At 63.7% G+C, this 25,072-nt stretch carries 21 protein-coding genes; 10 read left to right on the top strand and 11 right to left on the bottom strand.

Going from position 1 to position 25,072, the window contains the following annotated elements; translation table 11 throughout:
- The first annotated feature begins 26 nt into the window (after nucleotides 1-26).
- The 4 genes from BLU32_RS05325 to BLU32_RS05310 all read left to right on the top strand — a co-directional run bounded on the left by BLU32_RS05325 (nucleotide 27) and on the right by BLU32_RS05310 (nucleotide 4,956).
- Complete coding sequence (locus BLU32_RS05325) at nucleotides 27-1,127, top strand: extracellular solute-binding protein (protein WP_093805316.1); 1,101 nt, start codon at nucleotides 27-29, stop codon at nucleotides 1,125-1,127.
- 242 nt (nucleotides 1,128-1,369) lie between these two features.
- Entirely contained in the window at nucleotides 1,370-2,665 is a 1,296-nt protein-coding gene (locus BLU32_RS05320) for an ABC transporter permease (protein ID WP_093805315.1), read from the top strand.
- 13 nt (nucleotides 2,666-2,678) lie between these two features.
- Nucleotides 2,679-3,533, top strand: a complete 855-nt coding sequence (locus BLU32_RS05315; RefSeq protein ID WP_093805314.1) for an ABC transporter permease — start codon at nucleotides 2,679-2,681, stop codon at nucleotides 3,531-3,533.
- 211 nt (nucleotides 3,534-3,744) lie between these two features.
- On the top strand, nucleotides 3,745-4,956 hold the full coding sequence (locus BLU32_RS05310; protein ID WP_093805313.1) for a M24 family metallopeptidase: 1,212 nt from the start codon (nucleotides 3,745-3,747) through the stop codon (nucleotides 4,954-4,956).
- A 129-nt stretch (nucleotides 4,957-5,085) separates the two neighbouring features.
- Here the strand turns inward: BLU32_RS05310 and BLU32_RS05305 are convergent, their stop codons facing one another.
- From BLU32_RS05305 to BLU32_RS05290, 4 genes are all read right to left on the bottom strand, one after another.
- The gene (locus tag BLU32_RS05305; protein WP_157727515.1) at nucleotides 5,086-5,721 is read right to left on the bottom strand and encodes a sarcosine oxidase subunit gamma; all 636 of its coding nucleotides are present in this window, start codon (nucleotides 5,719-5,721) and stop codon (nucleotides 5,086-5,088) included.
- A gap of 202 nt (nucleotides 5,722-5,923) precedes the next feature.
- On the bottom strand, nucleotides 5,924-6,643 hold the full coding sequence (locus BLU32_RS05300) for a 2Fe-2S iron-sulfur cluster-binding protein (RefSeq protein WP_157727514.1): 720 nt from the start codon (nucleotides 6,641-6,643) through the stop codon (nucleotides 5,924-5,926).
- A 172-nt stretch (nucleotides 6,644-6,815) separates the two neighbouring features.
- Nucleotides 6,816-9,038: a xanthine dehydrogenase family protein molybdopterin-binding subunit gene (locus tag BLU32_RS05295; RefSeq protein ID WP_093805310.1), complete on the bottom strand. Its 2,223-nt coding sequence runs from the start codon at nucleotides 9,036-9,038 to the stop codon at nucleotides 6,816-6,818.
- 4 nt (nucleotides 9,039-9,042) lie between these two features.
- Complete coding sequence (locus BLU32_RS05290; protein WP_093805309.1) at nucleotides 9,043-9,501, bottom strand: (2Fe-2S)-binding protein; 459 nt, start codon at nucleotides 9,499-9,501, stop codon at nucleotides 9,043-9,045.
- Between the two features lie 138 nt (nucleotides 9,502-9,639).
- Here BLU32_RS05290 and BLU32_RS05285 point away from each other — a divergent pair, with 138 nt between their 5' ends.
- On the top strand, nucleotides 9,640-10,641 hold the full coding sequence (locus BLU32_RS05285) for a LysR family transcriptional regulator (protein ID WP_093805308.1): 1,002 nt from the start codon (nucleotides 9,640-9,642) through the stop codon (nucleotides 10,639-10,641).
- A gap of 27 nt (nucleotides 10,642-10,668) precedes the next feature.
- Here the strand turns inward: BLU32_RS05285 and scpA are convergent, their stop codons facing one another.
- The 6 genes from scpA to BLU32_RS05255 form a co-directional block, all read right to left on the bottom strand.
- Complete coding sequence (scpA, locus tag BLU32_RS05280; RefSeq protein ID WP_093805307.1) at nucleotides 10,669-12,816, bottom strand: methylmalonyl-CoA mutase; 2,148 nt, start codon at nucleotides 12,814-12,816, stop codon at nucleotides 10,669-10,671.
- An 11-nt stretch (nucleotides 12,817-12,827) separates the two neighbouring features.
- A complete protein-coding gene (locus tag BLU32_RS05275) occupies nucleotides 12,828-14,834 on the bottom strand; it encodes an acetyl/propionyl/methylcrotonyl-CoA carboxylase subunit alpha (RefSeq protein WP_093805306.1) in 2,007 nt (668 codons plus the stop codon).
- A 10-nt stretch (nucleotides 14,835-14,844) separates the two neighbouring features.
- Nucleotides 14,845-15,138 (bottom strand): hypothetical protein, encoded by a 294-nt coding sequence (locus tag BLU32_RS05270; RefSeq protein WP_157727513.1) that lies wholly within the window; start codon nucleotides 15,136-15,138, stop codon nucleotides 14,845-14,847.
- Between the two features lie 105 nt (nucleotides 15,139-15,243).
- Nucleotides 15,244-15,528 (bottom strand): DUF2442 domain-containing protein, encoded by a 285-nt coding sequence (locus BLU32_RS05265; RefSeq protein ID WP_093805304.1) that lies wholly within the window; start codon nucleotides 15,526-15,528, stop codon nucleotides 15,244-15,246.
- Nucleotides 15,509-15,733 carry a DUF4160 domain-containing protein gene (locus BLU32_RS05260; RefSeq protein WP_244501845.1) on the bottom strand — a complete coding sequence of 75 codons (225 nt, stop codon included), beginning with the start codon at nucleotides 15,731-15,733 and terminating at the stop codon, nucleotides 15,509-15,511. The genes BLU32_RS05265 and BLU32_RS05260 overlap by 20 nt, the downstream gene beginning before the upstream one ends.
- 41 nt (nucleotides 15,734-15,774) lie before the next feature.
- Nucleotides 15,775-17,307 (bottom strand): acyl-CoA carboxylase subunit beta, encoded by a 1,533-nt coding sequence (locus BLU32_RS05255; RefSeq protein ID WP_093805302.1) that lies wholly within the window; start codon nucleotides 17,305-17,307, stop codon nucleotides 15,775-15,777.
- Between the two features lie 583 nt (nucleotides 17,308-17,890).
- Here BLU32_RS05255 and BLU32_RS05250 point away from each other — a divergent pair.
- The 5 genes from BLU32_RS05250 (at nucleotide 17,891) to BLU32_RS05230 (ending at nucleotide 23,997) form a co-directional block, all read left to right on the top strand.
- Nucleotides 17,891-18,634: a sulfotransferase family 2 domain-containing protein gene (locus BLU32_RS05250; RefSeq protein WP_157727512.1), complete on the top strand. Its 744-nt coding sequence runs from the start codon at nucleotides 17,891-17,893 to the stop codon at nucleotides 18,632-18,634.
- Nucleotides 18,635-18,712: 78 nt separating this feature from the next.
- Nucleotides 18,713-20,125: a short-chain fatty acyl-CoA regulator family protein gene (locus tag BLU32_RS05245; protein ID WP_093805300.1), complete on the top strand. Its 1,413-nt coding sequence runs from the start codon at nucleotides 18,713-18,715 to the stop codon at nucleotides 20,123-20,125.
- A gap of 97 nt (nucleotides 20,126-20,222) precedes the next feature.
- Nucleotides 20,223-20,687: an Lrp/AsnC family transcriptional regulator gene (locus BLU32_RS05240; RefSeq protein ID WP_093805299.1), complete on the top strand. Its 465-nt coding sequence runs from the start codon at nucleotides 20,223-20,225 to the stop codon at nucleotides 20,685-20,687.
- A gap of 129 nt (nucleotides 20,688-20,816) precedes the next feature.
- Complete coding sequence (locus BLU32_RS05235; protein ID WP_093805298.1) at nucleotides 20,817-21,953, top strand: saccharopine dehydrogenase family protein; 1,137 nt, start codon at nucleotides 20,817-20,819, stop codon at nucleotides 21,951-21,953.
- 94 nt (nucleotides 21,954-22,047) lie between these two features.
- Entirely contained in the window at nucleotides 22,048-23,997 is a 1,950-nt protein-coding gene (locus BLU32_RS05230; RefSeq protein ID WP_093805297.1) for a potassium/proton antiporter, read from the top strand.
- A gap of 13 nt (nucleotides 23,998-24,010) precedes the next feature.
- Here the strand turns inward: BLU32_RS05230 and BLU32_RS05225 are convergent, their stop codons facing one another.
- Nucleotides 24,011-25,006 (bottom strand): ChaN family lipoprotein, encoded by a 996-nt coding sequence (locus BLU32_RS05225; protein WP_093805296.1) that lies wholly within the window; start codon nucleotides 25,004-25,006, stop codon nucleotides 24,011-24,013.
- Nucleotides 25,007-25,072 lie beyond the last annotated feature (66 nt).

Below are 25,072 nucleotides of genomic sequence, written 5' to 3'. Positions count from 1 at the left end.
AACACCAAAATGAGGAGACTTACTCCATGTATTTCAAAACACTCCTGCTTGCAGGCGCGGCTACCGCGATGATGACGTCGGGGGCGATGGCCATCGACCTGACCATCGTGTCGTGGGGCGGCGCTTACTCGAATTCGCAGAATGAGGCTTATCACAAGCCCTACATGGCGGCGAACCCGGACGTCACGATCATCAATGACGAATCGTCCAACGAAGCCGTCGCCAAGCTGCGCGCCATGAACGAAGCCGGCAACGTGACCTGGGATCTGGTCGACGTCGTCGCCTCCGACGCCATCCGCCTGTGCGACGAAGGCCTGGCGATGGAAATCGATCACGATGAGGTCCTTGCAGCGGCACCCGACGGGACGCCGGCCTCCGAGGATTTCGGCGACCTGCTCGTCTCCGATTGCTTCATTCCGCAGATCGTCTATTCGACGACCTTCGGATACCGGACCGACGTCGAGGCCTGGAACGGCAAGGAGCCGGAAGACATTTGCGCCGTCTTCGACCTGGAAACGTTCCCGGGCAAGCGCTCGCTCGAGAAGCGCCCGATCAACAACATGGAATGGGCCCTGCTTTGCGACGGTGTCGCGAAGGGCGATGTCTATGACGTGCTGGAGACCGAAGAAGGCGTGAGCCGCGCCCTCGCCAAGCTCGAGACGATCAAGGACCAGACCATCTGGTGGTCGGCCGGCGCCGAAACGCCGCAGCTGCTCGCCGACGGTGAAGTCGTCATGGGCTCGACCTACAACGGTCGCCTGTTCTCGCTCATCGAGGAGCAGGATCAGCCCGTGAAGATGCTCTGGGACGCCCAGGTGTTCGACCTTGACGGCTGGATCGTTCCGGCTGGTCTTCCGGACGATCGCAAGGCAGCGGTGATGGACTACCTGAACTTCGCGACCGACACACAGCGTCTCGCAGATCAGGCCAAGTACATCTCCTACGGCCCGGCTCGCAAGTCGTCCGCGCCGCTCGTTGGAGAGCACGCGGAACTCGGCATCAAGATGGCGCCGCACATGCCGACCGATCCCGAGAATTCTCAGAACACCTTCCTCTACAACTACTTATGGTGGGCTGACTATCGTGACGACCTGGACGCCAAGTTCCAGGCATGGCTCGCGGGATAATCCCCGTCTGGCGGCGGAGCCCTTGCTCCGCCGCTTTTTTCGATCTGCACAGTCCCGGCGATAGGCGCCAGGCTGTCCTTCCGCTGCCGACGCCTCAATGAACGGGCGGTCTGCCAAGCCGGATCAAGCCGGATGGGGGCGGACAAGAAACGGCGGTTTCGCGCCGGAGACGCCGGATTTACGGTGGGGCTTCGACGCCAAGACGCTGCAATCAGAAAACTTCCTTCCGACGGGGCGTCCCGATGAACACCCAGACACCTGCAAGCACAGACACCGGCCCGGATGAAAATCCCCAGGTGCTTACCACCCGTGACGGCACGCCGCTCAAGGTCAGCCTGGCGAGGGCGCTGCGGCGCGAGAAACTGCGGGCGCTGGCACTGATCGCTCCGCTGCTGCTGTTCGTCCTTATCACCTTCGCCGCTCCGATCGCGGACATGCTGTTTAGATCCGTCGAAAACGGCATCGTGTCCGAAACACTGCCCAAGACAGTCGAGGCGCTGTCGTCGTGGGATCCGGAGACCGGGGAGATCCCCGATCAGACGACCTTCACAGCGCTCTACGAGGACCTCAGGGTCGCGGTCGAGGAAAAGACCCATACCCGTCTCGGCTCGCGTCTGAACTACGAGGCCTCGGGCATGTCGAGCCTGTTCCGCAAGACCGGACGCCGGGTCGGGCGCATGGATCCGGAAGAGGCGACGAAAGAACGCTTCATCGACATCGACAAGGACTGGGGCACCATCGAGACATGGGCCGTCTTGAAGCGCTATTCGCCGACGATCACGCCGGGCTACTTCCTGAATGCGGCCGACATGCAGCTCACCGCCGAGGGCGTGGAACTGAAGCCTGAGAATGAGCGCATCTACCTCTACCTGTTCTGGCGCACGCTGTTCTTGTCGCTGACGATCACCTCGTCCTGCCTTCTGCTCGGCTATCCGGTCGCCTTCCTTCTGGCGGCCTTGCCCGCACGATCGGCGAACCTCCTGATGATCCTTGTCCTTCTGCCGTTCTGGACATCGCTGCTGGTGCGCACATCGGCCTGGAAGGTCCTGCTTCAGCAACAGGGCGTGATCAACGACTTCCTTGTGTGGACCGGGCTGGTCAGCGACGCGGGCCGGCTGGTGATGATCAACAACCAGACCGGCACGATCATCGCGATGACGCACATCCTTCTGCCTTTCATGATCCTTCCGCTCTATTCGGTGATGAAAACGATTTCGCCATCCTACGTGCGGGCTGCGAAAAGCCTCGGCGCGAACGACTGGACGGCGTTCTGGCGGGTGTATTTCCCGCAAACGGTGCCCGGCATCGGCGCCGGCGCGATCCTCGTGTTCATCCTGGCCATCGGCTACTACATTACGCCGGAACTGGTTGGCGGCACGGACGGCATCTTCATCTCCAACCGCATCGCCTATCACATTTCCAGCTCGCTCAACTGGGGTCTGGCCGCCGCACTCGGCGTCATCCTGCTGGCGGCCGTGATGCTGCTGTTCTACGTCTACGACAAGATCGTCGGCATCGATAACGTCAAGCTGGGCTAAGGAGAAAAAGACCATGGCAGCCCTCCCCGCCTATACATCCACCGGCCAGCGGGTCTGGCACTACAGCTTCCGCACGATTTGCGGCTTGATCTTCTTTTTCCTGATCTTTCCGATCCTGGTGATCCTGCCGCTGTCGTTCAACGCGGAGAATTTCTTCACCTTCACGAAGGAAATGCTGGCCTTCGATCCGGCGGGCTATTCCTTCAAGCACTATGAGGATTTCTTCAGCAATCCGGACTGGCAACAGGCGATGCGCAACTCCTTTGCCATCGCTCCGGTGGCAACCCTTCTCGCCACCGGTTTCGGGACGTTGGCCGCCATCGGGCTCTCGCAGCAGCATGTGCCCTATCGCTCCGCGATCATGGCCGTGCTCATCTCGCCGATGATCGTGCCGCTGATCATCTCCGCGGCCGGTATGTACTTCTTCTACTCGCGTATCGGCCTGCAGGGGACCTACGTCGGTGTCGTGCTTGCGCATGCCGCCCTTGGCACGCCCTTCGTGATCATCACCGTGACGGCGACGCTCGTCGGCTTCGACCGAAGCCTGGTGCGGGCCGCGGCAAGTCTTGGAGCCAATCCGGTCACCACCTTTTTCAAGGTGCAGATGCCACTGATCATTCCCGGCGTCGTCTCGGGCGCGCTTTTCGCCTTCATTACCTCCTTCGACGAGGTGGTGGTGGTGCTGTTCCTGGGTTCGGCGGGACAAAAAACCCTGCCCTGGCAGATGTTCACCGGTTTGCGCGAGCAGATCTCACCGACCATCCTGGCGGTGGCATCGCTGATGGTCGCGATCTCGGTCGTCCTGCTGACGGTGCTTGAACTTCTGCGCCGCCGCTCCGAGCGGTTGCGTGGTCTCTCGCCGTCCTGACGGCGACACACAAAGCGGAGCGCTCCGCCTTCTCGAATGAGACCCGGTGACGGAACGCCAGTCACCGGGCGGTCACACAGGGGCCCCTCGGCCCCTCCCGACCTGGCGAAGCGCACTGCACCAAGTTTGGCCTGGCGGGCCGGTTCCTCACGGAGCCGGCCCGTTTTGCGTTTGAAGCAGCCGTCTTCGGCAAGAGTGAAAGGAATCCGACGTGTCAAACGATCTCATTCGCACCACCCGCTGGCACAATGGCGAGAAAGCCTGGTCGCCTTTTTCCAGTGCCGAAATGACGCGCCGCAAGACCGACCTGCGCGCCACGCTCGCCCGGCGCGACATCGACGCCGGGCTTTTCACCTCCTATCACAACATCTGCTACTACTCCGGCTTCCTCTACTGCCAGTTCGGCCGCCGCTACGGGCTCGTCGTCGACCAGGACGACGCGACGACGATTTCCGCCGGGATCGACGGCGGGCAGCCCTGGCGGCGCTCGCACGGCGATGCGATCACCTATACCGACTGGCAGCGCGACAATTATTTCTTCGCCCTGCAAGGGCTGACGAAGGGGGTCAAGCGGCTCGGCATCGAGTTCGATCATGTTTCGCTGGAACTGCGCGGGCTGCTCGCCGAGGCCCTGCCCGGGGTGGAGTTCGTCGACATCGCGGCCGACGCGATGACCGCGCGCACCATCAAGTCAGCCGAGGAACACGCACTCATTCGCGAGGGCGCGCGGATCTGCGACATTGGCGGCGCGGCTGTCGCCACGGCGATCCGGCCGGGCGTCGCGGAACATGAGGTCGCCATCGCCTCGACCAATGCGATGATCCGCGAGATCGCGAGAAGCTTTCCGCAGGTCGAGCTCATGGACACCTGGACCTGGTTCCAGTCCGGCATCAACACCGACGGCGCGCACAATCCGGTCACCAACCGGATCGTGGAAGCCGGGGATATCCTGTCGCTGAACTGCTTCCCGATGATCTTCGGCTATTACACCGCACTGGAGCGCACGATGTTTTGCGGTCACGTGCCGGACGCGCATCTGAAGCTCTGGGAGATCAACTGCGAGGTGCACCGGCGCGGGCAGGAGCTGATCCGTCCCGGTGCGCGCTGCTGCGACATCGCGGCCGAGCTCAACGAGATCTACCGGTCACACGATCTGCTGCGCTACCGCTCCTTCGGCTACGGCCATTCCTTCGGCGTGCTTTGCCACTACTACGGGCGCGAGGCCTCCGTGGAACTGCGCGAGGACGTCGACACGGTGCTGCAGCCGGGCATGGTCGTCTCGATGGAACCGATGATCATGATCCCGGAAGGCGAGCCGGGCGCGGGCGGCTACCGTGAGCACGATATCCTCATTGTGACGGAGAACGGTGCCGAGAATATCACCGGGTTTCCGTATGGTCCGAAGCACAACGTGATCGGTTGATTTCGCGCGTCTGGCGATCAATATCGCCAATTCCGAAATCAAGATCGCGAGAATTTAAGCGATATTGTTATCCGATTGCATCAATATCGGCAAAATCGCAGGCGGCACCGGGCCGCCTGCGGGCGCGTTTCAGGCTGCCGGTGCCGGAACCGTCTTGTCGAGCGGATCGCCGACGCGATAACCGAACTCGGCAGCGGCATCCCGCAGCCAGTCGAGGAAAGCGTCGGCGAGGCTGGAAGAGACCAGCAGATCGAAACTGTCTTCGCTGCGCCGCAAGATGATCACCGGCACCTGATGAATCACGGCCTGCGCCAGCGATCCCGGCGGAAACGCCTTGAGGTCGAAGTCGATGGCGACCTCCTTGTTGAGGGTCGCGATCGCCGCTTCGCCCGACAGCCGCACGCCACGCCGGGCCGATCCGAGATCGACAACGGCGGCGTCGTTGGTGTCGAGCGCCTCACCGAGCCGCGTTGCATCCTCGTCGGCGTCGGAAAGCCACAAAAAGCGCCCGAAAGCGAGCCAGCCAAGCAGCGCGTCATCGCCTTGCGAGAACCGGCCCGGCCGCCCCGGCGGATCCGCCCGACTCAGCGTCGACAGTGCGTCCGTCACCGCCTCCAGGCGGTTCGGCCAGGCACCGATTTCCAGCACGGCGGCCAGCTTCAGTTCGCACAGGATCAGCGCCGGATCGTCGGTGCCAACGGTTTCTCCAGGCGTCAATTCGCCGCTTGAAGGGTTCGCGTGAAGCTCTGGCGGAGCATCGGACATGCAGGCGGCTCCCGTCGGGATCATATGGAAACTGGGTTCGATCGGTTTCGGCACATCCGTCCGCGCAACCACGCGGCCGCAACCGGTCTTCGCAACGCTCCCGCGACCGATCCGACAGACGAGCGGGCGCGTCGAATGGCCTTTGCGTCGGCGAATGGGCCGCGCCGGTTCGGTTACAGACTCGCCCCTCGCGCTGCCCCGGTCAAGTGTCCCTGCTCCGTATCGCTCGCAATGACCGAAGCCTGCGCGGGATCGCCTCCCAATCTCCCGAGACCAGAAGCGCATCGCAGGCCGGACGCATGACATTCGGGCCAAGTTGCCCGGACTTTGCATCGAAACCGCGAATGTCAATTCCCTTCAATGCCTTGCGCCCGCGCGTCGCGGAAACGACCGCCCCCGCCTCCAGCCGGACGCCGCGCTCAGCCAGTGCGGCGACCAGGCCGCGATGCGGGTGGACCCGCATATCGACCACCGCCTTCACGAAGGCACCGGCGTCATGGAGATCCAGGGCGGCCCGCAGGCCGTCATCCTCGTCGCAGAAGACAATGACGTTTTGTCCCGGCGCAACGCCATAGTCCTGCACCAGTGCAAGTCCCTCGGAGAGACGCATGACGCCGGGCAGATCGCGCCCCTTGAGGGTAAGCGGCTTCTCTCGCAGCGCGCGCAGGACTCGTGTCAGCAGAGTCGTTCCAGCGGAAACGGAGGTCACCTGGAGACCATCGACGAGCGCGACTTGCGACGGCGGGGCCTCCTCGCCGTTTCCCAGCGCCACGCGGATGGCCGGCGCACGACCGCTTGCCGCCAGCGCGGAGGCGATCGTGTCGCCGGCAAAGCCCTCGAAGGGGCGCCCGTCGAAGACAAACCGGACCCTTCGCGCCCGGTCGATCAAAACTCCGCCTTGATCGAGCCGATAGCCGCTCACATCGTCTTCCCGAATTGCTTGCGCACAGGCACGGTGCGGGCGCCCGGGCCTCCGGCACATTCCCCGCGCGGATGGCCCGTTATGGACATCACCAGCGCTCGGCGCCAACGAAAATCCGCGCCGGATCGCTCCGGCGCGGTTGGGTTTTCTGCCGGTCGGTTACCCGAGCCGGTCAGGCAAGGCCAGACTTGGAGAGCGGCAGCACCGCCGGCACGCTGCCGGTCGCGGCGCGGATCGCATTGGCGACTGCCGGGCCGATCGGCGGCGTTCCAGGCTCGCCCGCTCCGGTCGGTGCTGCGGCGGAAGCGATCACCTCGACCTCGACCTGTGGCATGTCTTTCATGCGCAGCGGACGATAGGTGTCGAAGTTCTCCTGGTCGACGTGTCCGTCGGTGAGCGTGATCTCGTTGAAGAGGATCGCGCCGAGCCCGTAGCCGATGCCGCCTTCCATCTGCGCCTTGACGTTGTCGGGATTGACGGCAATGCCACAATCCACAGCACACCAGACCTTCTCGACCTTGAAGGTGTCGTCGTCACGACGGCTGACTTCAGCAACCTCGGCCACGTAGGTGTTGAACGACTTGTGGACGGCGACACCCCGGAAGCGGTCTTCCGGCGCGCCCTCACCCCAGCCGGACATCTCGACGACCTTGTCGAGCACACCAAGCTTGCGAGTGTTGTCGGCGTCATGCGCGTCGCTCCCGGTCTTGCGGGTGAGATGCGCGCGGCGGAAGGCGACCGGATCGGCTCCGGCGGCGGCTGCCGCACGGTCGATCATCGTTTCCACAACATAGGCGGTCTGGGTATGGCCGACCGAACGCCACCACAGCACCGGCACGCCGACGTTGGGCGAATGCAGTTCGCCGTGGAAGTTCGCCAGCGCGTAGCTGAAGTCCTCGACGCCCTCCACGGAGGTGGAATCGATCCCGTCCTTGACGGCGAAGGATTCAAACGAGGTTCCGGTCATCAGCGACTGCTGGACGATGCGGTGATGCCAGGCGACGAGATTGCCGTCCGCGTCGAGCCCGGCGCGCACCTTGTGAACACCCATCGGCCGGTAGTAGCCGGCGCGCGTGTCATCCTCGCGAGTGTAGACCAGCTTGATCGGCTGAGACTTGCCCCAAATCTTCGCAATGGAAGCCGCCTCGACGATGTGCTTGGCATCCGGCGAGGTGCGCCGCCCGAAGGAGCCACCGCCGTAGAGCGTGTTGATCGTGACGTTTTCCTGCGGGATGCCGAGCACGGCGGCTGCCGTTGCCTGATCCACGGTCTGGAACTGCGCGGGATACCAGAACGTCGCCCGGTCTCCCTCGACATGGACGGTGAGCACCATCGGCTCCATCATGCCATGCGCGAGATAGGGAAACTCGAAGGTCTCCTCGACGACGCTGGCCGCGCCCTCAAGCTCCGCCGTCGCATCGCCGTCGTCACGGAACACCGGCCCGTCGCTGTCGGCAAGCGTGCGGTACTCCTCAAAGAGCCCGCCCGTGGAACGGGTCTCCGCTTCGCTTTCGTCCCACTCGATCTCGAGGAGGCCCTGCGCCTTGATCGCCGGCCAGGTTGAGGTCGCCAGCACCGCCACTCCATGGCCCGGCACTTCGAAGACATCGACGACGCCGCTCACCTTGCGCGCCTCGTCTGCGTTGACGGAGGCGACCTTGCCGCCGAAGGCACGCGGGCGGGTCAGCACGGCGACAAGCTGGTCGTCACGCTGCACGTCCATGCCGTAGGTGTTCGGCGCACCGACCGTCTTGTTCGGCACATCGAGGCGTGGAAACCCCTTGCCGATATAGACCCACTGGTCCGGCGTCTTGAGCGTGACATCGCCGGGAACATCCATCACGGCCGCCTTTTCCGCCATCTCGCCGAAGGTCGCGGTCTTGCCCGACCCATGCGACAGGGTGCCGGCCCTGACCGAGATCTCCGATGCCGGAACGCCCCAGGCGTCGGCGGCAGCCGCTACCAGCATGGCGCGCGCCGTGGCGCCGGCCTTGCGATACTGCTCGAAGGAATTGGCGATCGCGGTGGAACCGCCGGTGCCCTGCACGCCGAAGAGGAGGTTCTTGTATTTCGCGTTGTCGGCCGGCGCGAATTCGGCTCGCACCTGGTCTTGCGAAGCGTCGAGTTCATCGGCGACGAGGGTCGCAAGCCCGGTGGCGTTGCCCTGCCCCATGTCGAGATGCTTGTTGAGCACGGTCACGATGTTGTCGGGCGTGATGCGCACGAAGGGCGTGAACATCTGGTCGGCGGAAGCGCCCGCGGCGGCCTGCGCCATGGAGCCCGGCAGTTTCGCCCCGATCAGCAAGCCACCCGCCGCACCGGCGGACATCTTGAGAAACGAACGCCGCGTCGGGCGCGGGGCTTCGTTGGCCAGTCTTTGCATGAGATGCAGCATCGGCTCAGCCCTCCATCGTGTCGGCGGCGCGGCGGATCGCCGCGCGGATACGGGTATAGGTGGCACAGCGACAGACATTGCCGCTCATTGCGGCGTCGATATCGTCGTCACTGGGCTTCGGCGTCTCGGCCAGCAAGGAGGTCGCGGCCAGGATCTGCCCCGACTGGCAGTAACCGCATTGCGGCACATCAAGATCCCGCCACGCCGCCTGCACGGCGCTTGCCGCCTTGCCGTCGACACCTTCGATGGTGGTCAGCTTCGCGCCCTCGACGTCTGACACGCGGGTCTGGCAGGAACGGGTCGGATAGCCATCCATGTTCACGGTGCAGGCGCCGCAGGCCGCAATGCCGCAGCCGTATTTCGTGCCGGTCATCTGCAATTCGTCGCGCAGCACCCACAAAAGCGGCGTATCGGGATCGACGTCGACCTCGCGATCCTCGCCGTTCACGTTCAATCGGATCATATGAGCCTCCTGGAAGCGGGACCGGCACGAAACGCAAACCGCACAGACGCCGGCCTTGAAAAAACACCACGCGATTGTAACTGGGGCAGGATCGGCCTATCGTCCAATTGATTTTGGGTATCCAGGAACATTCACCGGATGAATATATCGGCGATCGACCTCAATCTGCTGGTCGCATTCGACGCGCTTTTCAGCGAACGAAACGTCACGCGGGCCGCGCGCAGGGTCGGCCTGTCGCAACCGGCCATGTCCAACGCGCTGTCCCGGTTGCGGGCACTGCTTGACGACGAATTGTTCGTCCGTTCCGGCCGGGGCATGGAGCCGACGGCGCGGGCGCAATCGCTCGCACTTCCCGTTCGCGAGGCACTCGCGCGGATCGAGGAAGCGCTGGCGCCGGCGCTTTCTTTCGATCCGCGACGACTCGACCGGGTGGTCAGGATCGCGATGACCGACAATTCCATGGCCGTGCTTCTGATCGAGACGATCGAGCGGATACGGGAGACAGCGCCCAATCTCGACCTGCACATCAAGAACACGCGGCCTGTCGGCATGACACCGATGCTCGACGATGGCGAGATCGATCTCGCCATCGGGGTCGTCGGCGACCTTGAGCCCCGCCACAGGGCGGCCGCGCTCTATGCCGACCGTCTTGTCGGCATTGCAAGGCGTGGACGTTTCGGGCCCGGTGGGCCGACGCTGGAGCAATTCGTCGAAGCCGAACACGCGCTGGTCGCCCCGCGCAACGGCCCGGGCGGCGCAATCGATGCAGCACTTGCAGCGCGCGGGATAAAGCGACGCGTGTTCCTGACGCTGCCGCAGTTCATCTTCGCGCCCTATGCAGTCGCGAAAGCCGATCTGGTTGCCTGTCTGCCGGCACGCATCGCGCTCGCCAAGGCGGACCTGCTGGGTCTGGAGATCTTCGAGCCGCCGATTGAGATGCCGGAATTCACCGTCTCGCTGATCTGGCACAGCCGCGACGACGCCGACCCGGCCCACCAATGGCTGCGCACCACGATTACAGAGGTGGCGCAGGAGGTGACCCGCAACGGCCAGGAGGCCATCTGGGCGATGTGCGGGCCGCAGAGCATGGGGCAAGGGCGCGCAACGGAGGCGAGTTCCGCCTTGCCGGTTCTCGAGTGACACCGTGGCGCCCGAAGATGGCCCGGCTCACGCCACGTTGCGGCGGCGGCCGGCGATGAGGTCGACCACGGAGCGGGCTGCGTCCAGCACGTTGGAGCCGGGGCCGAAGATGGCGGCGACGCCGGCCTCCTTCAGGAACGCGTAGTCCTGACGCGGGATCACACCGCCGCAGACGACGATAATGTTGCCGGCGCCGCGGTCCTCCAGCGCCTTGACGAGCTGGGGCAGCAGCGTCTTGTGACCGGCGGCGAGCGACGACACGCCCACGACATGAACCTTTGCGTCGATGGCGGCCTCGGCCGCCTCCTCCGGCGTCTGGAACAGCGGCCCGGCGAGCACCTCGAAGCCGACGTCGCCGAAGGCCGAGGAAATCACCTTGGCGCCGCGGTCGTGGCCGTCCTGACCGAGTTTCGCCACCATCACGCGCGGCTTCTCGCCGAGCTCGGCGGCGAGATCGGAGAGGCGCGCGACCAGCGTCTGGTATTCCGGCTCGTCCTTGTATTCGCCGGCGTAGATGTCGGTGACGACTTCCGGCGTCGCACCGTGATCGCCGAAGACTGCACGCATGGCGTCGGAAATCTCGCCGACGGTGGCGCGCGCGCGGGCCGCTTCCACCGCGCGCTCCAGAATGTTGCCCTTGCCGGTGCGCGCGGTTTCCTCAAGCGCCTTGAGCGTGGAAGCGACCGCATCGGGATCGCGGGTGGCGCGGATCTTCTCCAGCCGGCGGACCTGCGACTTGCGCACCGCCGCATTGTCGATCTGCAGGATGTCGAGCGGATCCTCGTCCTCGCGGCGGTACTTGTTGACGCCGACGATCACCGCGTCGCCCTTGTCGACAGCGGCCTGGCGACGGGTCGCGGCCTCCTCGATCATGCGCTTGGGCAGGCCCTTGTCGACCGCCGCCGTCATGCCGCCCTCAGACTCGATCCGCTCGATGATTTCCCAGGCGCGGGTGGCGAGCTCGTCGGTCAGGCTCTCCACGTAATAGGAGCCGGCCAGCGGATCGACGACATTGGTGACGCCGGTCTCGTGGTTGAGGATGAGCTGGGTGTTGCGTGCGATGCGCGCGGAAAACTCCGTCGGCAGGGCAATCGCCTCGTCGAAGGAATTGGTGTGCAGCGATTGCGTGCCGCCGAGCACCGCCGACATCGCCTCGAAGGCCGTGCGCACGACGTTGTTGTAGGGATCCTGCTCGGCGAGCGACACGCCCGACGTCTGGCAGTGGGTCCGAAGCATCTTCGACTGCGGTTTCTTCGGCTCGAACTCGTCCATGATGCGCGACCACAGGAGCCGCGCGGCGCGCAACTTTGCTGCCTCCATGAAGAAGTTCATGCCGATGCAGAAGAAGAACGACAGGCGGCCAGCGAAGGCATCGACATCAAGGCCCTTCTCGAGGGCCGCGCGGACGTATTCGCGCCCGTCGGCCAGCGTGAAGGCCAGTTCCTGCACCAGCGTCGCGCCGGCTTCCTGCATGTGATAGCCGGAAATCGAGATCGAGTTGAAGCGCGGCATTTCCTGCGCCGTGAACTCGATGATGTCCGCGACGATCCGCATGGAGGGTTTCGGCGGGTAGATGTAGGTGTTGCGGACCATGAACTCCTTGAGGATGTCGTTCTGGATCGTGCCGGAAAGCTCGGCGCGCGACGCGCCCTGCTCCTCGCCGGCGACGATGAAGCTTGCCAGCACCGGAATGACCGCGCCATTCATCGTCATCGAGACGGACATCTCGTTGAGCGGAATGCCGTCGAAGAGGATCTTCATGTCCTCGACGGAATCGATGGCGACGCCCGCCTTGCCGACATCGCCGACGACGCGCGGGTGGTCGCTGTCGTAGCCGCGATGGGTGGCGAGATCGAAGGCAACCGACAGGCCCTTCTGGCCGGCGGCGAGCGCCTTGCGGTAGAAGGCGTTGGACTCCTCCGCCGTGGAGAAGCCCGCATACTGGCGGATCGTCCAGGGCCGACCGGTGTACATGGTCGCGCGCGGACCACGCAGAAAGGGATCGAAGCCGGGAAGCGTGCCGAGATGGTCGATCCCCTCGAGATCCGCTTCGGTATAAAGCGGCTTTACGGGGATGCCCTCCGGCGTCTGCCAGACGAGATCCTCGATGCTGTCCGCCTTGATCTCGCGCGCGGCGAGGGCCTCCCAGTCGTCGATGCTCTTCTTGTCGCTCACCGGCTTGGCTCCTATTCGAATTCCATGATGAGTTCGTCGACGGCGAGACTTTCGCCGGGCTTGGCGTTGACGGTCTTGACGACGCCCTTGCGCTCCGCCTTGAGGACGTTTTCCATCTTCATTGCCTCGACGGTGGCGAGCGTCTGGCCCTCCTCGACCGCCTCGCCGACCTCCACCGAGATCGACACGATCAGGCCCGGCATCGGGCACAGCAGCATCTTCGATGTGTCGACCGGGACCTTCTCCGGCATCAGTCGCGCTGCCTCGGCCTGGCGCGGCGTCAGGCAGGTCACCGTAACATCCGCGCCGCGCATGCGCATGCGATAGCCCTGGATGGTGCGGGTGAGTTTGACCGCGCAGGGCACGCCGTCGACCACCGCCTCCACCAGCGGCATGCCCGGACGCCAGCCGTTGAGCGCCACAGCCATCGGCGCGGCATCGCCGCGCTCGACGCGGAAGGCGTCGTCGCTTTGCGCCACCGTGACGGGGTGTTCGATCTTGTCGATGGTCACCACCCAGTTCGGATTGACCACGCGGCGGTGATTGTCCATCGCCCCGGAAATGCCGGTCGCACGGGTCTCGGAGACGAAATTGCACGACGCCGCGATGGCGACTAGCCGCGCGGTGCTCTCGTCATCCAGCGTCGCACCCGCAAAGCCGTCCGGATATTCCTCGGCAATGAAGGCCGTGGTGATATTGCCCGAGCGGAACCGCTCGTGGTCCATGACGGCGGAAAGAAACGGCAGATTGTGGCCGATGCCCTCGACCTCGAACCGGTCGAGCGCCGTCGACATGGCGTCAATGGCCGTCAGCCGGTCCGGCGCCCAGGTGCAGAGCTTGGCGATCATCGGATCGTAGAACATGGAGATCTCGCCGCCCTCGAAGACGCCGGTGTCGTTGCGCACGACGATGCCCTCGGCGTTCTTGCCTTCTTGCGGCGGGCGATAGCGCGTCAGCCGACCGATGGAGGGCAGGAAGTTGCGATAGGGATCTTCCGCATAGAGCCGGCTCTCGATGGCCCAGCCGTTGAGCGTCACGTCGTCCTGCGAGATCGACAGCTTTTCGCCGGCGGCGACGCGGATCATCTGCTCGACGAGATCGATGCCGGTGATCAGTTCGGTCACCGGGTGCTCCACCTGCAGCCGGGTGTTCATCTCCAGGAAGTAGAAATTACGCTCGCCGTCGACGATGAATTCCACTGTGCCGGCAGAGGCGTAGCCCACGGCTTTCGCAAGCGCGACAGCCTGCTCGCCCATAGCCTTGCGGGTTTCGGCGTCGAGAAAGGGTGACGGCGCCTCCTCGATGACCTTCTGGTTGCGGCGCTGGATGGAGCATTCGCGCTCGCCGAGATAGATCGTGTTGCCGTGGCTGTCGGCGAGCACCTGGATCTCGATGTGGCGCGGCTGGGTGACGAACTTCTCGATGAAGATACGGTCGTCGCCAAAGGAGTTCGCCGCCTCGTTCTTCGACGACTGGAAACCCTCGCGCACCTCGCCCTCGCTCCAGGCGATGCGCATGCCCTTGCCGCCGCCGCCGGCCGACGCCTTGATCATCACCGGATAACCGATTTCGCCGGAGATCTTCACCGCCTCGTCGCCATCGGCGATCAGGCCCATGTAGCCCGGAACGGTGGAGACGCCGGCTTCCGCCGCGAGCTTCTTGGAGGTGATCTTGTCGCCCATCGCCTCGATGGCATTGGTCGGCGGGCCGATGAAGGCGACGCCCTCCTTCGCGAGCGCCTCGGCAAACTCCGCGCGCTCCGACAGGAAGCCGTAACCGGGATGCACGGCATCGGCGCCCGACTGGCGCACCGCGTCGAGGATCTTGTCGATCACGATATAGGACTGGTTCGCCGGCGGCGGACCGATGTGAATGGCCTCGTCGGCCATCTTCACATGCAGCGCATCGCGGTCGGCGTCGGAATAGACGGCAACGGTCGCGATGCCCATCTTCTTCGCGGTCTTGATGACCCGGCAGGCGATCTCGCCGCGGTTGGCGATCAGGATTTTCTTGAGCACGGCCCCACCTTTAGTTGACACCAGCGTGTTTTTGGAGAACTTCCGATACACGCCCCGGATTTACTTTCAACACTGCGGCGATTTCCGCCGCATGCAGATCTGTTGTTTTCGCCAAATCCACGATTTTTTTGCGCATATCGACCGTAACCACGCTGGATTTATTTGGCATTCGTCGAACCGGACTCCTTCGGAAGAGAAGCTGCATTGCTTCACACAGTTCCTCTGCCAAATCGTCCTCCCCCTTTTTCATCAACTCTTCAATCACTCGGGAAATTTTTTTCCGCGCCAATGGAATATTGCTCATAAAGACCTCCAGATTCAAAAGTCTCACACAATAGAAAACCCATCCCAAACAAACCAACTGACCATTACTCAAAACGATTGCGCCGACCTTGTAAAAAAACGGTCTCTACTCCGCAGCCTCCGCCGGTGGTTTTGCGCCGGGGGCTGCCCCCCCCACGATCAAGGCTTTGGCGCTTATGTATTCGTCTACTTCCTCCCACCCTACGGCATCCCCAAAGGGCAGGATCTGCCAATTCGCGCGCTGTTCCGGCGTTGCCGAATGCAAACGCGGATACCACCACAACGGCGCCTCGATGCGCCGGTCATCCGCCATCTTGAAGACGATTGTCGTCTCGGTGACGTCTACTTCGGCCACCTCAAGCTGCTTTTCGTCAATGTCCAAAGTGGTCATTCCACGCCTCCAGAAATGCCGACCGGTGTCGCTCCGTTGCCTTCAAGATATCATTCACCTCATGTGCGGCGAAACCGACATTGCGGGCGACGGAACAACTTGATAGCCGGATCTTGATCTGTTTCCCGTCCTTCAGGACGTGGATATGGGGCGGTTCCCCAACCTCCTTGGAGTAGAACAGGAACTGATATCCCTTCCATCTCACGACCGTCGGCACGCCCGCTCCTCCCTTGCGCCGGCGCCGCCTCAAAGCGGAATGTTGTCGTGCTTCTTCCACGGGTTCGACAGCTGCTTGTTGCGCAGCGTGGCGAAGGCCCGGGCGACGCGTTTGCGCGTCGACTGCGGCATGATCACATCGTCGATGAACCCTTTTTCCGCCGCGACGAACGGATTGGCGAAACGGTCCTCGTATTCCTTGGCGCGCGCGGCGATCTTGTCGGGATCGCCCAGTTCGGAGCGATACAGGATCTCGGTCGCGCCCTTGGCGCCCATCACCGCGATCTCCGCCGTCGGCCAGGCGTAGTTGATGTCGCCGCGAATGTGCTTGGACGCCATCACGTCATAGGCGCCGCCATAGGCCTTGCGGGTGATCACCGTCACCTTGGGCACCGTCGCCTCGCCATAGGCGAAGAGAAGCTTGGCGCCGTGCTTGATGACGCCGCCGAATTCCTGCGTCGTGCCCGGCAGGAAGCCCGGAACATCGACAAATGTCAGGATCGGAATGTTGAAACAGTCGCAGAAGCGCACGAAGCGGGCGGCCTTGCGCGAGGAGTTGATGTCGAGCACCCCGGCGAGCACCATCGGCTGGTTGGCGACGACGCCGACCGTCTGGCCCTCGATCCGGATAAAGCCGGTGATCATGTTGCCGGCATAGGCCTCCTGGATCTCGAAGAAGTCGCCCTCGTCGGCGACCTTCACGATCAGCTCCTTCATGTCGTAGGGCTTGTTCGGATTGTCGGGGATCAGCGTATCGAGCGAGAGCTCCACCCGTGCCGGATCATCGAAGAACTCGCGCACCGGCGGCTTCTCGCGGTTGCTGGCCGGCAGAAAATCCATGAAGCGGCGCAGCGCGATCAGCGCTTCGACGTCGTTGTCAAAGGCACCGTCCGCAACCGACGACTTGCTGGTGTGGGTCTTGGCGCCGCCAAGCTCTTCCGCCGTCACAACCTCGTTGGTCACCGTTTTCACGACGTCCGGGCCGGTGACGAACATGTAGGAGGTGTCGCGCACCATGAAGATGAAGTCGGTCATCGCCGGCGAATAGACCGCACCGCCCGCGCAAGGGCCCATGATCATCGAGATCTGCGGGATGACGCCGGACGCCATGATGTTGCGCTGGAACACATCCGCATAGCCGGCGAGCGAGGCGACGCCCTCCTGAATGCGGGCGCCGCCGCTGTCGTTGAGGCCGACGATGGGCGCGCCGTTCTTCATGGCCATGTCCATGACCTTGCAGATCTTCTGTGCATGCGTTTCCGACAGGGATCCGCCGAAGACGGTAAAGTCCTGCGAGAACACATAGACCATGCGGCCGTTGACCGTGCCCCAGCCGGTGATCACGCCGTCGCCCGGCATCTGGGTGCCGTCCATGCCGAAATCGACGCAGCGGTGCGCGACGAACATGTCGTATTCCTCGAAGGAGCCTTCATCGAGAAAGACGTCGATGCGCTCGCGCGCGGTCAGCTTGCCCTTGGCATGCTGGGCGTCGATCCGGCGCTGCCCGCCACCGAGGCGGGCGGCGGCGCGGCGGGTTTCCAGCTCCTGCAAAATCTCCTGCATGGACGGGCCTTTCTGATCGGATGTGGTTTGAACAACGAAACAAGATCAAAGCGTGCGCCAACGCAATACCACTGTTGGTCAACAGCCCGGCAAGGCGCGACTTCATTCGAAGGCGTATGTAATCCGCCTGCGGCCATGAAGCGAGCAGCACGGATCTCTACGGTCGTATCCTGGTTCCTCACCTTCCCAATCTACGCAGCGTGCTGCGCCAAGCCTATTCCTATTCTTCCATTCGCGCCTGTCTGCAAATATCTGCTCTGGGGCGTTCACGAAAGCAATGAAAGTGTCGCAGAGCAAATATAGGGCATTTGCATAATTGCAATTTGCAAATCTGCATATTTTGACTCACACTTGAAACCCGCCTTACATCGGGTCGAGTTCAACGGCATGAACGCCATCAGGTGGGTGACTCATTGAGCTGGCGAGAGGACACAACCTTCTTCGCGCAGAATTATCATCGATAGCTCTCCCACATGCATATTGACGTTCAAAGGCCCGCAGGACGTGATCCCGTTTCGCGGTCACGCGCCTGAGGGTCTGTTGCCCGGGAAAAAACATCGAATATCAACTTGAGGATTTGGAATTGCTTCATTTGGATCGCCGGGAAGTTCAGTATCGCATCGAACAGTGTCTTACTGCGCTGGGCCTTCGGAAGCCGAAAAGCCTGTTCATTCACATTCCGAAAAACGGAGGAATGTCTATCAGGCATGCGCAACAGTTAAAGGATCGCATTCTGATATCGTCCCGCAAGAGGTTAAAAAGCAAAACCTACGCCGACAGTCTGCTCGCCGCGATGAACGCTACAGGTGATCACCCCGGTTACGAGCACGCACGATACATCGACGTACGGCCTACAGTTCGAAAGGCGAACAATGCGTTTGCAATCGTTCGCAATCCTTGGTCCCGCGTCGTGTCGAGATACACCTTCGCGATAGATGCGATGGATGACGGCCGGGCGCCAGAAGGATATGCGCCCCGCGATTTCGAAGCCTTTTTGGAAGACCGCCATGTTTGGGGCAATCGGGAGTTCTTCTGGCATCGCGCCGTTCGAGGTTGGTATCCACAGTTGGACTATGTCGTCGACGAGAACGGAAAGATCGCAGTCGATATCCTGACGCTTGAAAATCTGTCGAACGAATTAGGCAAATATTTTGGCATGACTGATGACATTGAAAAGCGAAATACGAGCAAAACCAGAAAAAAGAATTACAAAGCATTCTACAATGAAAAACTTATACAGATAGTTGCAGACTGGTATTCAGATGATATCGAAACATTCGGCTTTGATTTCGACACCGCCGCTACGCGCAATACGTTTTATGTTTAGAAGATACATGAACCGAAATCGACAGAAACTGGTCGACACGATCGGACGGACAATCCGCCGATCGTGTCCCGCGCGCACATGAAAAAGCTCTTCCTCGGTCGCCAGATCCGCAGTCTGCGCGAGAACGCCGCGCTGACGCAACGGGATTTCGCCGAAAGGCTCGGCCTGTCGACCAGCTACGTCAACCAACTGGAAAACAATCAACGCCCGGTGTCCGCGCCGGTCTTACTGTCGCTCAGCGAGAAATTCAGCCTCGATATCTCGTCGCTGTCGGTGGACGACAACGACCGCCTGCTGGCGGCCCTGCAGGAGGTTTTCGCCGATCCGGTCTTTGCGGGAAGTGTGCCGGGGCTGCAGGACTTCAAGATGGTGTGCCAGAACGCGCCCGACGTCGCCCACGGGCTGGTGCGGCTGCATCAGGCCTATCGCCAGACAAGCGAGCAGCTCGCCACCCTCGACGATACGCTGGCGCGTGACGAAAGCCTGGCGCGGCCGACCCCCTATGAAGAGGTCCGCGACTTCTTCCACTTCGAGAACAACTACATCCACGATCTCGACGTCGCGGCGGAGGCGCTGTCGCAGGCAATCGCGCCGGCGGGCCGGGTGTTCGCCCGCGATCTGGTCGCGCATCTGGAAACCCGGCACGGCATCGCGGTGCAGCGCCGGCGCTCGGGCGAGGACGCCGGGCAGATCCGCACCTATGACAAGTCGGCGCGCACGCTGGTGCTCAACGAGGCCCTGCCGGAATCGACCATCGTCTTCCAGCTCGCGCATCAGATCGCCCTCCTCGAAGCGACCGACATCATGGATGCGGTGCTCAAGGACGCGAAATTCCAGTCCGACGATGCGATCCATGTCGCCCGCATCGGTCTGGCCAATGCCTTCGCCGGGGCGCTCGTTCTGCCCTACGGTGCGTTCCTGCGCGTCGCACGGGAAACCCGACATGATCTCGACCTGATCGCCGACCGGTTCGGCGCAAGCCTCGAGCAGGTCGCGCATCGCCTGTCGACGCTGCAGCGCCCGCGCATGAAGGGCATCCCCTTCTTCTTCGCCCGTGTCGACCGGGCCGGCAACATCACCAAACGGCATTCCGCCACAAAGTTGCAGTTCGCCCGCTTTGGCGCCGCCTGCCCCTTGTGGAACGTGCACCGCGCCTTCGAGACCCAGGGCACGATCATCCGCCAACTGGCGGAAACGCCGGACGGGTCGCGCTACATTTCGCTGGCCGCCCATGTCATCAAGAAATCCGGCGGCTACAGCGGGCCGGTGCTGCATTACGCCATCGCGCTCGGCACCGAAATCGCCCATGCGCGCGACCTCGTATATTGCGACGACCTCGACCTGACGCGCACGGCCGCCTTCGAACCCATTGGCATTTCCTGTCGCATATGCGAACGCCTCACCTGCCCTCAGCGCTCCGTGCCGCCGCTCAACCGCGCCATCACCATCGACAGCAACGACCGCCGGCTGATTCCCTATACGATCAGATAGGCGCGCGCCAAAGCCGGGCGGAAATGACGAATTGAATGTGTTTGCCCCCGTTTCGTCGGTATTATCGACGAATCACCGGACAAACGCACGGACTGTCATGGCAACACCCCGCGATTCCCTCGACAAGAAGCTTGTCGCGCTCCTTCAGATGAACGCGCGCATGCCGACATCCGATCTCGCCCGCAAGCTCGGCGTTGCCCGTTCCACCGTGCATGAGCGGATCGCGCGGCTGGAACGCACCGGCGTTATCACTGGCTATACGGCCGTTCTCTCGCGCCCGGCGCAGGACAATCCGGTGCGCGCGCTGGTCATGCTGGCGGTCGAGCAGCAGCAGGTTCGCCAGACGCTCAAGCGACTGGAAACATTTCCGGAAATCCGGACCTGTCTGACCGTCTCCGGCGAATTCGACATCTGCCTCGTCGTCGAGGCGCCGCAGCTGGAAGATCTCGACGAGGCGCTCGACGACATCGCCGGCATCCCCGGCGTGCAGCGCTCGCGCTCCTCCATCGTGCTCGCCTCGAAGTTCGACCGCAGCCCCGTGCCGACGCTTGCCGGCGGTTGATCCGGCAATTTGCCGAAAAGCCCGTCAAAACAACGGAAAAGCCCGAACATCCGACGGAATTGCCCCTCCCACGCGAACCAGCGCGAACGTAACCTCCTAGAAATCAACGCTTTTCAGGAGGAAACACCCATGAGCACCTGGCCAGTTCTTATCGTCGGCGCGGGCAAAATCGGCCGCGCGCTTGCCGCGATGCTCGCCGACACGGGCGACTACGCCGTCACCATCGCCGACCGCGACACCGCAGCCCTTGCGGCTTCCGCCCGTCCGGGCGTCGCGACGAAAGAGGTCGATGTTGCCGATGAAGACGCGCTCGTCGCCGCCCTTGCGGACACGAAGGCGGTCCTGTCCGCCGCCCCCTTCTTCCTGACCGAGACGATCGCCCGCGCGGCCAAACGCGCCGGGACGCATTTCCTGGATCTGACCGAGGACGTCGCCTCCACCAGGGCCGTGCGCGCACTCGCCGAAGGAGCCGAGACCGCTTTCGCGCCGCAATGCGGGCTGGCGCCGGGCTTCGTGTCCATTGCCGGCCATGATCTCGCCAGGCGCTTCGATGCCCTCGACACGCTGACCATGCGGGTCGGCGCGCTGCCGCGCTTTCCCACCAATGCGCTGAAGTACAATCTAACCTGGTCGACCGACGGGCTGATCAACGAGTATTGCGAACCGTGCGAGGCCGTGGTCGACGGTCAACCGACGCTGGTCCAGCCGCTTGAGGGCCATGAGACCTTCACCCTCGACGGCGTGACCTACGAGGCGTTCAACACCTCCGGCGGTCTCGGTTCGCTCAGCGAGACGCTGGCCGGCAAGGTCAAGAACCTGCGCTATCTCACGACGCGCTACCCAGGCCATCGCGACATCATGCGCATGCTGCTCCAGGATCTCGGGCTGAAGAACCGCCGCGATCTGATGCGCGACGTGATGGAAACCGCCGTGCCGATGACACGGCAGGACGTGGTGCTGATCTTCATCACCGCCTCGGGAACGAAGGGCGACCTGCATGAGCAGGAATCTGCCGTCTACCGGGTGACGGCGCAGGAGTTTGCCGGCGACACATGGTCGGCGATCCAGAGCACGACATCGGCCGGCGTCTGCACCACGCTCGACCTGCTGCGCTCGGGCAAGATCGCGACGCGCGGCTTCCTCAAACAGGAGGACATCGCGCTGGAGACGTTCCTCGCGAACCGGTTCGGCCGGATCTTCGCGAGCGGCGCGGCAACACCTGCCCGCAGCAGTGCCGCCGCCGCAACGCGGCGCGCCGCCGCCTGAGGCGAACGCAATTCGGGCCCGAATTGCCGTATAGTCGGGAGAATTGCACGATTCCCTCGACACGCCCCCGACGCAAGGGGCAGGGCCGCCCCGGATGCTTGAAACGCTGAACCTCGTGATCCTGATCGCTGCCGGTCTCGTTGCCGTGTCGGTGTTCACGTCGCTCGTCAGTTTCCGCGTCGGCGCGCCATTGCTGCTGGTGTTCCTCCTCGTCGGCATCGCGGCCGGCAAGGACGGCCCCGGCGGGATCGCCTTTTCCGACGCACGCGCCGCCTATTTCATCGGCTCTATCGCGCTTGCGATCATCCTGTTCGATTCCGGTTTTCGGACGCGGCTGTCGACGTTTCGGCTCGCCGCCGCGCCGGCGCTCATGCTGGCGACGCTCGGCGTCGGCATCACCTCGGCTGTGGTCGGGACGGCGGCGCATCTCCTGTTCGGCTGGTCGTGGGTAGAGGGCCTGCTGCTCGGTGCCATCGTCGGCTCGACCGATGCGGCGGCCGTGTTTTTTCTGCTAAGGGTCGGCGGGGTGCACCTGCGCGAGATGATCTCCGCCACGCTGGAGGTGGAATCAGGATCGAACGATCCGATGGCCATCTTCCTCACGATGACGCTGGTGAGCATGATCACGGCGGGCGCGCTCGACTTCGACAGCGGCACCGCCGGCGGACTTGCCCTGCAATTCGTCCAGCAGATGGGCATCGGCCTCGCCGCGGGGCTCGCCGGCGGCTACGCCATCGTGCAACTCGTCAACCGGGTCAATCTGGAGCCGGCGCTCTACCCGATCGTCGTGCTCGCTTTGGCGTTGGCCTTGTCGGGGGCGACCTCGCTTGCCGGCGGCAGCGGGTTCCTCGCCGTCTATGTCGCCGGCATCACCTGCGGCAATGTCCGCATCCGCCAGCAGCCCGCGCTGAAGAACTTTCAGGGCGGGATGACCTGGCTCGGGCAGATCGGCATGTTCGTGACGCTGGGCCTTTTGGCGACGCCATCGCAATTCGGCGAGGTTGCTCTCCCCGGCCTGGTTCTCGCCGCGGTTTTGATGTTTCTGGCGCGCCCTCTGGCGGTCTGGCTTTGCCTGCTGCCCTTCGGCTTCACGCGCGCGGAAATCGCCTTCGTCTCCTGGGTCGGCCTGCGCGGCGCGGTCTCCATCCTGCTCGCGATCCTGCCGCTGATCGCGGAATTACCCAACGCCCAGGCGATCTTCAACGTCACCTTCCTGATCGTGCTGGCCTCGCTGGTGCTGCAGGGCTGGACGATCCGCCCGATGGCGAAATGGCTGAAGCTGATCGTGCCGGCCAGGCGCGGTCCGGTGGAGCGCATCGAACTGGAACTGCCGGGCGGGCTCGACCATGAAATCGTCTGCTACAGGGTGCACCCGGCAAGTGCGGTGGCGCGCGGCGCGCGCATTCCCCGCTGGGCCCGACCCTCGCTGATCCTCAGGAACGGCAAGACCATCCGCTTGCAGAAGGCCGGACGCCCCGAAGCGGGTGACCGCGTCTATATTCTCACCAACGCGCGACAGGTGCCGGTGCTCGACGCGCTCTTCGCGGGCGCGCCGGAAGACGAGCATGACCCGGCGCTCTTCGGCGACTTTCCGCTCGATCCGGCGACACGGATTGCCGACGTTGGCGCAGCCTACGGGTTCCGCGTGGAACGCCGCGATGCCGAGCTGACGCTCAAGCAGGTGATGGAGCGCGAGCTTGGCGACGACATCGAGCCGACCGACCGCGTGCCCTATGGCGACATCGATCTTGTGGTGCGCGACATCAACGACGACCACGGGATCACCGGCGTCGGGCTTGCGGTTGAACATGTGGAACCGGAGGAGCCGGTGCTGCCGTTCTTCTTCTCGCGGCAGGATCTCAATCGCATGGGCAAGCGCGCAGCAAACCGGCTGCGCATGCGCCGGGCCCGCAAGAAGGTCGCGGCGCGCCGCCTCAGCGCCTATGACACGCCGCCGAAGGAAGCGGAGATACCAGCCGATACGGCTGATCCCGCAAATCCGGCCTCAGAGGCCGATCCGGCAACGACGCGCCGCTCGTCCTGAGCCTGCCCCGGCATCACTGCTGCTTGCGGGCGTCCTCGAACCGCTTTTCCAACTTCGCGCAAGGGTCGCCGCGCGCGGCCCCGCGTCCGGGCGTGAACCAGACGTAGTCGTAGAGCGCCTCGCCATCGTCGCCGACCGCCGCGTAGTCCTGCGGCTGCGTCGCATCCGCGCGGACCTCTACGAAGCCAACCGCAACGACCGGAGCAGCAGCGTCGCGCCACGCCAGATAGCGCGGCACGCCGAAATCCTTGCGCACATGTCCTGCACCAGCGATCAGCACCGCACCGTCGGCGCCTGCGGCATCGGCTGCGATCATCGCGTCGACCAGCGTCGCATCGCGCAACCGCTGCACCGCGACAAGCGGCGCAAGCGCGGCGCGCGGCATCAATCCGCAATGGCCGTCGAACAGCGTGTCGAGCAGCCGGGCGTCTTCCGCCGCGCCGAGCGGGTTTTCCAGGGCGAGACCCGCAATCCTCCGCGCGCCGAGGCTCTCCAGCCCCTCCCTTGCCAGCACGCGACGCTCCGCGCGCGGCGCATCGCCGGCGACGATCGGAAGGCCGGCGGCCAGAGCCGTTTCCAGAATGGGCCGGTAGATCGCATAGTCCGGCCAGCCCAGTTCCGACCAGCCGACCGCCGCGCCGAACCCAGCCGCGTCCGCCGGCGTTGCGGCGAGATGAGCCTCGATCCGCTCCTGCCGGTCGCGCGGGACCATTTCCAGAACCACAGCCGGGCGACGCCCGTCCGCCGCAGCCGCGCCCAGCAAATAGGCCTGAAGCGCATGATGGTCCGGATTGTCGTGGATCTCGCCAAGAAGCACATAACGCGCGTCGCGCACAGCCCGTTCGACCGCTTCGGCCGACACGAAGTCGCCGTCCGCGCGCGACCAGACCTTGCCGGCAAGCGGATGATCCGCAGCCGTCTCAAGCGTGAAGGAGGGAATCTCGGCGCGCGCGGGGATCGCCGCAAGGCAGAACGCCCCGAGAAACGCGATCGTCGAATACCGGACCATGACACCTCCGCTCACTTGCTCGCAAAGACAATGTAGGCAGGAAAGCCCGTCTGGCGAAGAGCCGAC

Origin of the sequence: Stappia sp. ES.058, from assembly GCF_900105595.1 — a bacterium.
Lineage (GTDB): Bacteria > Pseudomonadota > Alphaproteobacteria > Rhizobiales > Stappiaceae > Stappia.
Note: the sequence above shows the minus strand (reverse complement) of the source record. Positions and strands in the feature narration are given on the sequence as shown.